Genomic DNA, 13,380 nt, shown 5'->3' on the forward strand with positions numbered 1-13,380 from the left:
CTTTCCTGATGCTGACCGACATGAGCTTGCGCGCGTCCGCGACAGGCACGCGCTCTCACATTTTAGCTGGCGTCGGTTGCGATCAAGCTGAGGGCAGAGCCGCCGTGCCGGATTCCGTCAGGATCCGTTCGAGGAAGGGCGCGAGGGTGAGGGCATACGAGCGAGACAGATGGTTGTCGTCGATGTACACCGCGACGTTGCCGATCGCGGCCTCGCAGACGTCCCACGGGCACAGCCACGGGGTGAAGTCCACGAGCGTGATGCCGTCCGGGAGCGCGAGCGCGGGGTTCTCGTCCGCCAGCACGTCCTCCCTCGGCACGGCACATTCGGTGCTCTCGTCGATCGCGCACAGATACATGTTGAACGAGAAGCGCGGATTGTCTCTGACCCCGATCACCGGGATGTCGGCGGCACGCATCTCCTCGACGGCGTCCTCGATGCCGTCGAGGAGCCGTTCAGGGGCAGTGGCATCCGCACGCGTGACCACGAGATACACCGCGTCAGGAGCGATGTGCTTGGCATAGTCGAACGCAGCCCGCACCCACGACTCGCACGAGGCGAGCGTCGCGCTGCGAGACTCCTCGAAGAACCCGGCTGTGCATCCACCCTGCAGCAGGGTGATCACGGAGAGGTCGCGATCCTCGGACAGCGCGATCAGCGGCACGGCCAGCTGCTGGGCGTGCGAGTCGCCGATCACAACGACGAGGCGCTCGCTGGTCTCCGCTTCAGCGCTCTGCGCGCAGGTGCCGTCGAGAACATCGTCGGTCGGCGCGAACCTGCCTTCGCAGGCGGGGCCGACGCCGGCCCACTCGTCATCCAGCGCGGTCGGCACCGGGATCAGCGGCACCCCTGCGTCGCCCGCGATGTCGATCGCCGCATCCACCTGCGCAGCACCCGGATAGTCCGCGTCGACCACGGCATCGGCGATCTCCACCGCCCTGACCTGCTCGACGGCGCGCCATGCGCCCGTCACTCCCGCAACCACGACGACGGAGGCCGCGATCACCGCCAGGCTCTGGACGACGCCGGCACGACCGCTCCGCGACGGCTCCCGCAACGGGTTCTCGACGCAGCGCGAGAGCAGACGAGCCACGACGAAGGAGAGGACGATGATCACCAGGCCTGCGCGCGGGCCCACGCGGTCGACATCGAACACGACCATCCAGGTCACGAGGATCGGCCAGTGCACCAGATACAGCGCGTACGCATCGGCGGAGAAGTAGGTCATCGGCTTCGAGCCGAGCAGTGCCGTAGGCCCGTACCGCGTGGGCTCCGCGCCGGAGACGATCACCGCGGCGGTGCAGAGCATCGGCCAGAGCGCGAGATATCCGGGGAATCCTCCCCCGACGTCGAGCACGATGCCGCACAGGACGATACCCGCGAGGCCACCCCACCCGAGCACCGCACGCATCATGGCGCCCACACGGATCGAGCGCAGCACGAGCGCGAGAAGGGAGCCGGCCGCGAACTCCCACAGTCGCGTGCGCGTGTCGAAGTAGGCGAACGCCTGATCGGACCTGGTCTCGACGATCGAGAACCACAGCGACCAGACGAAGACGACGAGGAACACGCCGATCAATGCGGGGCGGATGAGCTGCCGGCGATGACGGAGCACGAGTGCGACGAGGCCGATGAGCAGCGGCCAGAGCAGGAAGACCTGTCCCTGGATCGACAGCGACCAGAAGTGCTGCAACGGGCTCGTCGATGCACTGTCGCGCACGTAGTAGTCGACTTCGGAGAATGCCAGCTGCCAGTTCTGCACGTAGAACAGGCTTGCCAGGGTCTCGTTCCAGATCCGAGCCCACTGCGTCGGCGGGAAGAACACCGCAGCAGCTCCCAGCACGGCCAGCAAGGTCACCGCCGCCGCTGGGAGCAGTCTGCGAAAACGTCGGTTCCAGAACTGCGGCAGCGCCAACGGCGTGCCGACGACGGCACGACGTGCCAGCGAACCCGTGAGCAGGAAGGCCGAGATCATGAGGAAGACGTCGACACCGCCCGACACGCGTCCCAGCCAGACGTGGTACACCACGACGAGCACGATCGCGAGGGTGCGCAGGCCGTCGATATCGGCACGATGGCCGCTGGCGCTGCGCAGTTGTTCCGTCGTGGGCCTGGGGGTGGGCACTCTGAAAACCTCGGTCGGGCGTCGTCGATCTCCACCGGATTCGGGTCGGCGGAAGTTCGAACCAGCCTAATGCACAGGACGCGGGGTGATCATCCGGCCCCGGCGGTTGACTCGCTCAATGCTGCATCCACCGGCACCCCGAGATGCTCGCTGAGCGTCGAGGTGTAGGCGCTGCTGAGATGGTCGGCGTCGGAGTAGACGGGTTCACCGCCGACAGCCGCGAAGCAGACGGCATCGTCGCAGAGGAAGGAGTTCATGTCGACGGGCACGATGCCGCGCTGCTGCTGCGAGGCAAGGGCGACCGCGTCCGGCGGCAGCGCCTCGTACCGTGCCACGGCGCACGCCTCAGGCGACTGGGAGTTGAGCAGCAGACAATCCGGGTCGCGCACATCGGCGTTCAGGGGCGTATCGGCGATGGGCATCACCGTTATCCCGGCATCGACCCAGCGGTCCCAGGTCCGTCGCAGGCCTTCGACGAACTGCTCGTCATGCGGGCGCCCGCTCCCGTCGTCCACGAGCTGCTGCCGTGCAGCCATCGATGTGATCACCAGATCGGGCTTCTCCGCCAGGAGCGCATCGGACAGCGCCTCGGCCCAGTCCCGGCACCGCTCGTAGTCCACCGGTCCCCACGGCGCGTCGAATCCGATGAAGGCGACATCCGCTGGCGGGCAGCCAGGGAATGAACTGATGGTGAGGTGCCATCCCTCTTCCCGCGCCAGTGGGAAGATCGCCGCCTGCCACTGCTCGGCGTGGGAGTCGCCGACGAGCCATACCCGAGGCCCAGCAGCGCCGTCGGAGAAGTCGCAGTCCCGCGTCGTCTGCCTGCCGTCGATCGCGAGGGCTTCAGTCAGGTCGCCGCACTCCGGGGCCAGAGTGAAGTACGCATCATCCGGCGTGATCACCGGGTCCGCGACCGCCATGGACGGGTCGCACGACGGATCGGCCAAGGCAGCACCGCCGACGCAGGCCCCCGGAGACGGATCTGCGTTCTGAGCCGCGCTCCCGCGCACCATGGCACCACCGAGCAACGACACCGCGATCAAGACCACGACGGCCATCATCGCTCCACCGCCGAGGAACGTCCGAGGGGCACTGCGCCAGCGCGCAGCCTTGAGCGCGGGGACCTCGATCCATCGACGGGTGCCCCAGGCGAGCAGGAGTGCGGTGACGAGGACCGCGATCCGCGACGGGAGCGAGAGCGGCGCCGCGATCAGGAACGGCGTCAGCACGATGAGGGGCCAATGCCAGAGGTACAGCGAATAGGACACGTCGCCGAGCCATTGCACCGGTCGCAGATCGGTGATGAGCGAGACACCCCACAGCGGGGCCCTGCGCCCTGTTCCGGCGGCGATCACAGTGGCGGTGCCGAGCACCGGCAGGAGTGCGGCGACGCCCGGGTACGGGGTGCTCGCGCCGAAGGTGATGGCAGCGATCGCAATGCCCGCGTACCCCAGTACGGCGAGCGCAGACGCGGCGAGTGTGTGCAACCGTCCCCAGCGCACGGCTGGGATCAACGCGATCGCCGCCCCTACCGCGAACTGCCAGGCTCGGGTGAACGTGACGAAGTACGCCTGCGAAGGAGCAGCCGCCGTGTACGCGACGGCGATGAAGAAGGAGACGACCGCGACGGCCATCACGACCCACAGCAGCACGCGTCGCCGGGCGCCGGCGCTCCCCCATCGAAGCGCCGCGGCTGCGGCGCCGAGGAGGAGCAGCGGCCACACGAGATAGAACTGCTCCTCCACGGAGAGCGACCAGTAGTGCTGCACGGCGCTCGCCGCTGCATTGTGCGCGGAGTAGTCCACCGACAGCCCGGCGAGCGTCCAGTTCTCGACGTAGAGCGCGCTCGAGACGGCCTGGATCGCGTTGTCCGTCCACCTCGGGTACGGCAGGAGCAGCCAGACGCCGAGCAGCGTCACTGCCAGGACCAGCAATGCGGCCGGCAGCAGACGCCTCACCCTTCGCGCGTAGAACGTCGCAAGGCGGATACGTCCGGTGCGCTCGATCTCGCCGAGCAGATGTCCCGTGATCAGGAAGCCGGAGATGACGAAGAAGACGTCGACGCCCACGTAGCCGCCGGTCAACCGGTCCGGCCAGAGGTGGTTGGCCACCACGAGCATGATGGCGATGGCACGAAGGGCCTGGATATCGGTGCGGAACCGTCCGGTTCGCACCGACACCCGGGAGAGCGGGACCGCCGGAGCGGGCGCGCTCACGTCTGCAGATACTCCCTGAGCTGCTCGTCCGCGTCGCGCGGTACGAAACCGGTGGCTTCGAGCTTCGCCAGATCGAGCACGCTGTTCGACGGCCGCGGTGCGACCGGGCCGTCCGCGTTCGCGAAGTACTCGGCGGTGCTCACGCCTGAGACCCTGGCGCGGTCCGATCCGACGGCTGCGAAGATCTCAGCGGCGATCTCGGCCCAGGTGTGCGCGGCACCGGCTCCCGTCACGTTGTACGTGCCGTACGGCGCACGCGTCTCGAGCAGATGCGCGATGGCTCGCGCGATCTCCGACGCGAACGTCAGGCGTCCACGCTGGTCGTCGACCACCTTGGGATCGATGCCTCGCTCTGCGAGCGACGCCATCGTGCGGACGAAGTTCTTCCCATCGCCGATGACCCACGAGGTGCGCAGCAAATAGTGACGAGGAACACTGCCGACCGCGAGATCACCCGCCGCCTTCGACTGGCCGTACACGCCGAGCGGGCACACCGCGTCGTCCTCGAGGTAGGCGCGCTCGGCCGAACCGTCGAAGACGTAGTCGCTCGACACATGGACCAGCGTGAGACCGAAGTCGCTCGCGATCCGAGCCAGGGCTGCGGGACCGGCGGCATTCGCGGCCCACGCGTCGCGCCGTCCGTCCGGCGTCTCCGCCAGATCGACCGCCGTGTACGCGCCCGCGTTGATGATCACGTCGTAGTCGCGCCACCGTCGAGCTGTGTGGAGATCGGAGGCTCCGAGGTCGAACTCGTCACGAGTCGTCCACTCGACGTGAGCGGCATCGCCGAGCTCGGCTCGCAGCGCGCGACCGAGCTGACCGCCGGAGCCGACGACGAGCACCTTGCGCGCGCCGATCGGCGTGACGTCGGCGAGCCGAGGGTGACGCAGATCCTTCTCGGAGATCTCGACCTCCGAGAGCGGGATCGGCCACGCGATCGCGGCGGTCTCGTCTGCCAGGTTCAGGAAGGAGTACGACGCGTCAGCCGACCAGTGGTCGTTCACGAGGTAGGTGTACGCCGTGTCCACCTCGAGCGTCTGATAGGAGTTCCCGACGCCCCGCGGCACGAAGATCGCCCTCGAGGGATCGAGCTCGGCCGTGAAGACAGCGCCGAAGGTCGGCCCCTCGCGGAGGTCGACCCAGGCCCCGAAGATGCGACCCGTCGCGACCGAGACCCACTTGTCCCACGGCTCGGCGTGGATGCCGCGCGTGGTGCCGACCGCGTCGTTGAAGGAGACGTTGTTCTGCACCGGCCCGAAGTCGGGCAGGCCCAGCACCGTCATCTTCTCGCGCTGCCAGTTCTCCTTGAACCAGCCGCGGGCGTCCCCGTGCACCGGGAGGTCGAACACCACCAGACCGGGGATGCCGGTCTCGGTCGCGGTGAGCTGCTTGCCGAATTCGATCTCACCCACCGTGGACTACTGCCCCTTCGATGCGTAGAAGGCCTCTGTCGAGTCCTTAGACGGCGCCCACCAGGCTTCGTTCTCGCGGTACCACTCGATCGTGGCGGCGAGACCCGACTCGAAGTCCTCGAACTTCGGCATCCAGCCGAGCTCGGTGCGCAGCTTCGTCGAATCGATCGCGTAGCGCAGATCGTGACCCGCGCGGTCGGTGACGTGGTCGTAGGCATCCCGCGGCTGACCCATGCCCTCGAGGATCAATTCGACGACGTCCTTGTTGTTGCGCTCGCCGTCCGCGCCGATGAGGTACGTGTCACCGATGCGCCCCTGCTCGAGGATCGTGAGCACCGCCGACGAGTGGTCGTTCGCATGGATCCAGTCGCGCACGTTCTCCCCTGCCCCGTAGAGCTTGGGTCGGATGCCGCGGATCACGTTCGTGATCTGCCGCGGGATGAACTTCTCGACGTGCTGGTACGGACCGTAGTTGTTCGAGCAGTTCGAGATCGTGGCCTGCACACCGAACGAGCGCACCCAGGCACGGACGAGCAGGTCGCTGCCGGCCTTGGTCGACGAATACGGCGAGGACGGGTTGTATGGCGTCTGCTCGGTGAACCGCTCAGGGTCGTCGAGCTCAAGGTCTCCGTACACCTCGTCGGTCGAGATGTGGTGGAACCGGCGTTCGTGACGCCGGGCAGCCTCGAGCAGCGTGTAGGTGCCGATGATGTTGGTGTCGAGGAACGGCCGCGGGCTGTGCAGCGAGTTGTCGTTGTGCGACTCGGCGGCGTAATGCACCACCGCGTCCGACTCCGCGGTCAGCCGATCGACGAGCTCGGCGTCGGTGATGTCGCCCTGCACGAATTCGACCCGGTTCTCCGGCAGCCCGGCGAGCGATTCGCGGTTGCCGGCGTAGGTCAGCGCATCCAGGACCGTGACCGTGTGGTCGGTGTTCTCGACGACATAGTGCACGAAGTTGGATCCGATGAATCCAGCACCTCCCGTCACGAGCAGGCGGGTCATGCGTGTCCTCTCTTCAGCAGGTCCAGAAGGTACGCGCCGTAGCCGCTCTTCACGAGCTTCTCGGCCCGCTCGCGCAGCTGGTCGTCGCTCAGGAATCCCTGACGCCAGGCGACTTCCTCCGGCACGCCGATCTTCAGCGACGTGCGTCGTTCCATGGTGCGCACGTACTCTGCGGCATCCGTCATCTGGTCGAATGTCCCGGTGTCGAGCCAGGCGGTGCCCCGCGGGAGCACTTCGACCTGGAGCTTGCCGCGCTCGAGGTAGGCGCAATTCACGTCGGTGATCTCGTACTCGCCACGCGCGGAGGGCGCGAGGTTCTTGGCGATCTCGACGACATCATTGTCGAAGAAGTACAGGCCGGGAACGGCATAGTTGCTCTTCGGGTGCGCCGGCTTCTCCTCCAGCGACACGGCCGTGCCGTCGCTGTCGAACTCGACGACGCCGTACGCCTCCGGCTCAGCGACCCAGTAGGCGAAGATCGCGCCGCCGTCGATGTCGCCGAATCGCTGCAACTTGTTGCCGAGTCCGGGACCGTACAGCAGGTTGTCGCCGAGCACGAGTGCCACGCTGTCGTCGCCGATGAAGTCGGCCCCGATCGTGAACGCCTGCGCCAGACCGTCAGGAGACGGCTGCTGAGCGAATGTGAGGTTGATGCCGAACTGCGAGCCGTCGCCCAGGAGCCGCTCGAAATGCGCGGCGTCGTGCGGGGTCGTGATCACGAGGATGTCGCGGATGCCGGCGAGCATGAGGGTCGACAGTGGGTAGTACACCATCGGCTTGTCGTAGACGGGGATCAGCTGCTTGGAGACGCCCAGAGTGATCGGATGCAGTCGAGTGCCCGATCCTCCCGCGAGAATAATGCCTTTCACCCCAACATCGTGCCACATCCCGACTGGGAGCAACGGATGCACGGCATGTTGACTTGCGTCACTTCAATCACACTGGCATCATCTGTAGCTTTCCGCCACAATGGGGATTGTGACCGGCTCCCCAACCCCACGCCTGCGCACGCTGCTCGCCAGCGCCGCAGCCATCGTCTTCGCCACCTCGCTCCTCGTGGCGAGCCCCGCGGGGGCGGTCGCGACGACCTCAGCCCCCTCCGTGAACACCGGCATCTCGGCAGACGTACCTGCGAAAGCCGCCGCCGCTCCGGTGAAATCGCTCATCACGGACGGTTTCCGCGCCGGCAACATCATCTCGGACCGGGTCTTCTACGACAGCTCGACGATGACTCCCCAATCGATCGACTCGTTCTTCCGCTCGAAGGTGTCGTCGTGCCGCGCCGGGTACGTCTGCCTCAAGGACTATCGCCAGAACACCCCGAACCGCGCGGGCGACAAGTACTGCAACGGCTACCAGGGCGCGGGCAACGAGTCGGCAGCGACCATCATCTACAAGGTCGCGCAGTCCTGCGGGATCAACCCACAGGTCTTCATCGTCATGCTCCAGAAGGAGCAGGGCCTCGTCACCCACACCTGGCCGAGCGACTGGCGCTACTCGATGGCATTGGGCCAGGGCTGCCCCGACACCGCGCCATGCGACCCCGCGTACTCCGGGTTCTTCTACCAGATCTACGGCGCCGGCCGACAGATGAAGATCTACACCGAGGGCCGCTACTTCACCTACTACGCGCCAGGCAAGACCTGGAACATCCTCTACAACCCGAACGCCGCATGCGGACGCGGACCGGTCTACGTCGAGAACGAAGCCACTGCCGCGCTCTACTACTACACGCCGTACCAGCCCAACGCTGCTGCCCTGCGCGCCGGCTATGGCGAGGGTGACGGATGCTCCGCCTACGGCAACCGCAACTTCCACAACTACTTCACCGAATGGTTCGGATCGACGCAGGGCCCCAAGATGCCGACGGTCGGCACGATCATGGCCCCGGGCGGCGACAAGATCTACATGCTCATGGCCGGCGTGAAGTACCACGTCGCCTCGGCAGAGGACCTCGCTCCGTACTCGGCTCGATTCGGCGGGGTCTCCGTCATCCCGGCGGCGTATCTGAACGGGCTGCCTGAGGGGCCGGCGATCTCCCGCTATGTGCACGACCCCCGCACGGGCACGCTGTACCTGCTCGAACCCGACGGCACCAAACACCGCTTCGTCGACCAAGCCCAGGTCGCGCGGTTCGGGTACGCATTCCCCTCCTATGTGAACCTCGACGCCGGCGTCGCCGATGCCTTCACCACGGGCGGGGAGGTCGGAAACTACTTCCGCTCGGGATCCGCGCCGGAGGTCTACGTCTTCGAGGGCGGAGCCAAGCGGTACATCGCGACCATCGAGGCCTGGCAGGCGATGACGGGAGGCGCACCCACGTACGTCGCCTCCATGACGCCGGGCGCCGCGAGCACCATCCCCAACGGCCGCATCGCCGCAGCGCCGCGCACCCTGGTCATGACGGCGGCGGAGAACCGCGTCTATCTGACGTTGCCGCAGGACCGATTGGCCTACATCCCCTCATTCGGCCTGGCCTCCGAGTTCGGCGCCACGACGTTCACGACCACACCCAACGGCACGCTCGATGCTCACCAGCGCGTGCCGGGTACGCTCTCTCCCGTCATCCAGTGCGGCCAGACGCGCTACCTCGCCGCAGGCGGATCCCTGTCCCGCATCACCGGCAGCGACCTCGGCGGGATCACCCCGCTCGTGGTGAATGAGGCGGAATGCGGCGCCTTCCCGATCGCGAGCAGCACCGTCAGCGCTCCCTTCTTCGTGCAGCCGCGAGGCAAGGGCGAGGTCTACACGATCGCGGCCGGGAAGCTCCGCTACGTGAGGACGCCGGCGGATCTCAACGCGCTGAACGGCAACCGCCCATTGCAGGTCCTGACCTGGGCGCCCGAGACCGCGTCGTGGTTCGGCATCGGTGCGGAGTACGTTCCCGAAGGCGCGTTCGTGCAGTTCCAGGGCCGGCCCGAGGTCTACCGATTCACGCAGGGCTCCCTCCACCACGTCCGCGGCGGCACGACCCTCACGGCTCTCGGCGGCGGGACGACCCCGCCGATCAGGTCGCTCCCCGGTGACCGCTTCGCCAGCTTCGTCGTCGGAGCGCCTCTCCTGACGGAGAACCAGGACTTCGTGCAGTTCCAGGGCCGCGGGGAGGTCTACCGTTACACGGGCGGTGCTCTCCACCACGTCCAGAGCATGGAGACCCTGGTCCGCCTCGGCGGCGGCAGGGTTCCGCCGATCCTCGCTCTCGACGCGGCGTTCGCGAAGGACTACGTCGTCGGAGCGCCGCTCCCCTGAGCCCGGTCCTCCCGGCGGCTGTTCGCGCATCGGATAGGATCGAGGCACTATGAGCTCTGAGTCGGACCGTGTCCTGATAATTGTTCCGGCATGGAACGAGGGGCGCATCGTCGGCACGACCGTGCAGGAGATCCGCGAGATCGACGACAGCTATGACGTCATCGTCGTGGACGACGGCTCACAGGACGACACCGCAGCCGCAGCATCCGCCGCCGGCGCGACGGTCCTCTCCCTCCCGTTCAACGTGGGCGTCGGCGGAGCCATGCGCACCGGCTTCACCTACGCCCAGCGCGAGGGCTATTCGCGCGCGATCCAGGTGGACGCAGACGGCCAGCACAACCCTGCAGATATCACCCGGGTGCTCGCGGGCCTGGAGACCGCCGACATCTCGATCGGCGCGCGCTTCGCGGACGTCGGCGACTACTCGGTGCGCGGGCCCCGCCAGTGGGCGATGAAGTTCCTCGCCAGCACTGTCTCGCGCGTCGCGAAGGTCCGGCTCACCGACGTGACGAGCGGCTTCCGTGCAGCCAACTCCCGCGCCATCGCGCAGTACGTGCGGTATTACCCCGCCGAGTACCTCGGCGACACCATCGACTCACTCGTCGCCGCGTGCCACGCCGGACTCCGGGTGACGCAGGTCCCGGTCGCCATGCGCCCCCGCGCACACGGCACACCGAGCCAGGGCCCGATCGGCGCATCGATCTATCTCCTCCGCTCGATCTTCGCACTGGGGCTGTCGATGCTGCGCCGCGCGAAACCGATCTCCGAGCCGGAGGTGAGCGGCCGATGATCGTCGTCCTCGGCATCGCCTTGTCGCTGATCGCCCTCGGACTCGTCGGCTGGATGCTCCTCACCCGCCGCCTCCAGGAGAAGTATGCGGTCCTGTGGATCGTCATCGCGCTCTGTGTGCTCATCCTCGGACTCTTCCCGCAGCTGCTGCTCTGGGCCACGGCCCTGATCGGCGTGCAGTTGCCCGTGAATCTACTGTTCGCGCTGGCTATCCTGCTGCTCCTCGGCGTCGCGATGCACCTGTCCTGGGAGCTCTCCAGCGCCGAGAACGAGATCCGTCGGCTGGCGGAGGAGGCTGCCATCTCCGGCGCCATCGTGGATCAGCTGCGCGCACGGGTCGACGCGCTGGAAGAGCGCACATCGAGTGCGAAGGACTCGACCGAGGAATGACCGGCCCCATCGATATGCCCAACGATTCTTCTCCCACACGGCCCGTCGCAGTGGTCACGGCCTTCCGCGCCCCCGACGATCTCGTGGGGCGCATCGACGCGCTGAGCGCACAGGTCGACAAGGTCGTCGTCGTCGACGACGGCTCGCGCAGTCTGGCGCGCCTCGGCCTCGACAGCCCCGACGTGGTCACGATCGAGCTGGACGAGAACGTCGGCATCGCCGCCGCTCTCAACGTGGGGCTCGAGAAGGCCAGAGAGCTGGGGGCCACGCACGTCGTCACGATGGATCAGGACTCGGAGCTGCCCGACGGCTACGTCTCCGAGGCGCTGCGCCACCTGGAACGGCTGTACGCGCAAGGCCGTCGCCCTGCCGCCGTCAGCCCCGCGCGTTTCGGCGAGTTCCTCGTGTCGACGACTCCTGGGACCCCGCATCCGCGGGATCCGATCCAATCCGGACAGGTCGTCCCCATGTCGGTGTTCGACGAGGTCGGCGGCTTCGACGAGCGTCTGTTCATCGACGGCGTCGACACCGAGTTCACGCTCAGGGCGCGCGGTGCCGGCTACGAATTCTGGGTGCTGCCCGGCAGCGACATGGATCACAGCCTCGGCGAGAAGATCCCCGTGATGCTCTTCGGCAAGCACCTGACGCTGTTCGGCAAGAAGCGCAACCACTACTACCACGCGCCGTTCCGCACGTACTACGCGGTGCGCAACGGCCTGGTGCTCTGGCGACTCCACCACCGGGGCAACCTCGGCTGGCTCACCCGCCGCACCCTCGCCCTGTTCTGGGTGACCGCGCTCGGGATCGTGCTGTCCGCGGACCGCGGCGCGCAGTTCGTCGCGACGGTCCACGGCCTGGGCGACGGCGTTCGGATGCGGTTGGGCCGCATCCCCGAGAAGACGCTCCGCGCCATCTCCCGGCGTCGTCGATGAGCGCTCCCGAAAGCCCCTCCCGCCTGCGCCGAGCCTTCATACCCCTCCAGCGGATGGGCGGGTTCTCCGCCTCCATCCTGTTGAGCTCGGTCATCGGGGTCTTCGCGATCCCGATTCTCGTCGGGGCGCTCGGCCCCGAGCGCTGGGCCTCCATCGGTGTGCTGCAGACCACCGGTCAGCTGGCCGCCGTCTTCGTCGCCTTCGGCTGGGGCGCGACCGGCCCCAGCGTCGTCGCCAGCATCTCCCCCGCCGAACGCGTGGCGTTCTACCGCGCGTCATTCCGCATCCGCGCCATCCTCTACCTCGCCACGGTGCCCGTCGTGGCCGTGCTGCTGACGCTCCTGCTGCGCGGGGATCTGACCCTCGCAGTGCTGGGAGCACTGGCGTACGTGCTTCCGGCCCTCGGCGCAGGGTGGTACTTCACCGGCATCGCACGGCCCGGCGCCTTCTTCGTGCTCGAAGCCCTGCCGAGCGCCCTCGGCACCGTGGCTGGTGTGTGGATGGCGACCGTGACCCGCCAGGCGTGGGTCGTTCCGGCGTGGCAGCTTGCCGGCACCGCGGTCGCAGTCGCCCTGTCGTACATCTACATCACCCGTGGTGGCCGGACGCCGGGCGTCGTCACTCCACCGCTCCGGTTCTGGGCGACGCTGGCAGAGCAGCGGCACGCTGTGACGACCGCGGTCACCAGCGCCGTGTACGTGGCGATGCCGATTCTGCTCGTCACCGTGTTCTTCCCCGCAGCGCTGCCCGTGTACACCGTCGCCGACCGGCTGTTCCGGTATGCAGCGCTGGCGTTCCTCCCGATCCAGCAGTTCTTCCAGGGGTGGGTCCCCTCCGACCTGGCGCATGTCGACCGCCGGGCGCGGATCGCCTTCCTCGCGGGCATCGTGGTCGGCGCCGTCGGTGGCGCCTGCGTCGCCCTGCTCTCACCCCTCGTCTCCCCGTTGTTCAAGATCCACGTGCCGATCGAGGTGTCCGCGCCCCTCGGCCTGGCCTTCTTCGGTGTCGCCCTTTCCGGTGTCGTGGGCTATGCCTGCCTCGTCGTGCTGGGACGCACCGACTTCCTCGCCAGGTCGACGGTCATCGGCGCCGTGGTCGGCATCCCCGCCGTGGTCGTCGGCGCACTGCTGCATTCGCTCCCCGCCGTCGCCGGCGCGGTCGCGGTGACCGAGCTCACCGTTGCCGGCGTGCAGATCGTCGTGATGCTCCGGACGTTGCGTCAGCGTCGGATGCGCGCCGAGGCCGCGGCGGGTTGAACCGTG

General features: G+C 67.7%; 10 protein-coding genes. 5 read left to right on the top strand and 5 right to left on the bottom strand.

The genetic code is table 11. The features are described 5' to 3' along the window. Nucleotides 1-82 precede the first annotated feature (82 nt). From RS83_RS17270 to rfbA, 5 genes are all read right to left on the bottom strand, one after another. On the bottom strand, nt 83-2,125 hold the full coding sequence (locus RS83_RS17270) for an acyltransferase family protein (protein WP_045280665.1): 2,043 nt from the start codon (nt 2,123-2,125) through the stop codon (nt 83-85). An 89-nt stretch (nt 2,126-2,214) separates the two neighbouring features. After that, nucleotides 2,215-4,341, bottom strand: a complete 2,127-nt coding sequence (locus RS83_RS17275; protein ID WP_052679164.1) for an acyltransferase family protein — start codon at nt 4,339-4,341, stop codon at nt 2,215-2,217. Next, nucleotides 4,338-5,753 carry a sugar nucleotide-binding protein gene (locus tag RS83_RS17280; RefSeq protein WP_045280666.1) on the bottom strand — a complete coding sequence of 472 codons (1,416 nt, stop codon included), beginning with the start codon at nt 5,751-5,753 and terminating at the stop codon, nt 4,338-4,340. The genes RS83_RS17275 and RS83_RS17280 overlap by 4 nt, the downstream gene beginning before the upstream one ends. Before the next feature lie 6 nt (nt 5,754-5,759). Beyond that, nucleotides 5,760-6,758 carry a dTDP-glucose 4,6-dehydratase gene (rfbB, locus tag RS83_RS17285; protein ID WP_045280667.1) on the bottom strand — a complete coding sequence of 333 codons (999 nt, stop codon included), beginning with the start codon at nt 6,756-6,758 and terminating at the stop codon, nt 5,760-5,762. Beyond that, nucleotides 6,755-7,627, bottom strand: a complete 873-nt coding sequence (gene rfbA, locus RS83_RS17290; RefSeq protein WP_045280668.1) for a glucose-1-phosphate thymidylyltransferase RfbA — start codon at nt 7,625-7,627, stop codon at nt 6,755-6,757. The genes rfbB and rfbA overlap by 4 nt, the downstream gene beginning before the upstream one ends. Before the next feature lie 109 nt (nt 7,628-7,736). Here rfbA and RS83_RS18410 point away from each other — a divergent pair, with 109 nt between their 5' ends. The 5 genes from RS83_RS18410 to RS83_RS17315 are packed head-to-tail and all read left to right on the top strand — an operon-like array spanning nt 7,737 to nt 13,374. Further along, complete coding sequence (locus tag RS83_RS18410; RefSeq protein WP_052679165.1) at nt 7,737-10,007, top strand: hypothetical protein; 2,271 nt, start codon at nt 7,737-7,739, stop codon at nt 10,005-10,007. Nucleotides 10,008-10,056: 49 nt separating this feature from the next. Further along, nucleotides 10,057-10,797 carry a glycosyltransferase family 2 protein gene (locus RS83_RS17300; RefSeq protein ID WP_045280669.1) on the top strand — a complete coding sequence of 247 codons (741 nt, stop codon included), beginning with the start codon at nt 10,057-10,059 and terminating at the stop codon, nt 10,795-10,797. Beyond that, complete coding sequence (locus RS83_RS17305; protein WP_045280670.1) at nt 10,794-11,186, top strand: DUF2304 domain-containing protein; 393 nt, start codon at nt 10,794-10,796, stop codon at nt 11,184-11,186. The genes RS83_RS17300 and RS83_RS17305 overlap by 4 nt, the downstream gene beginning before the upstream one ends. After that, the gene (locus RS83_RS17310; RefSeq protein WP_082071714.1) at nt 11,183-12,118 is read left to right on the top strand and encodes a glycosyltransferase; all 936 of its coding nucleotides are present in this window, start codon (nt 11,183-11,185) and stop codon (nt 12,116-12,118) included. Before RS83_RS17305 ends, RS83_RS17310 begins: the two co-directional genes overlap by 4 nt. Further along, nucleotides 12,115-13,374, top strand: coding sequence for a lipopolysaccharide biosynthesis protein (locus RS83_RS17315; RefSeq protein WP_156153244.1), 1,260 nt, complete (start codon nt 12,115-12,117; stop codon nt 13,372-13,374). Before RS83_RS17310 ends, RS83_RS17315 begins: the two co-directional genes overlap by 4 nt. Nucleotides 13,375-13,380: the final 6 nt, after the last annotated feature.

The organism is Microbacterium oxydans (assembly GCF_000956525.1).
Taxonomy (GTDB): domain Bacteria; phylum Actinomycetota; class Actinomycetes; order Actinomycetales; family Microbacteriaceae; genus Microbacterium; species Microbacterium oxydans_A.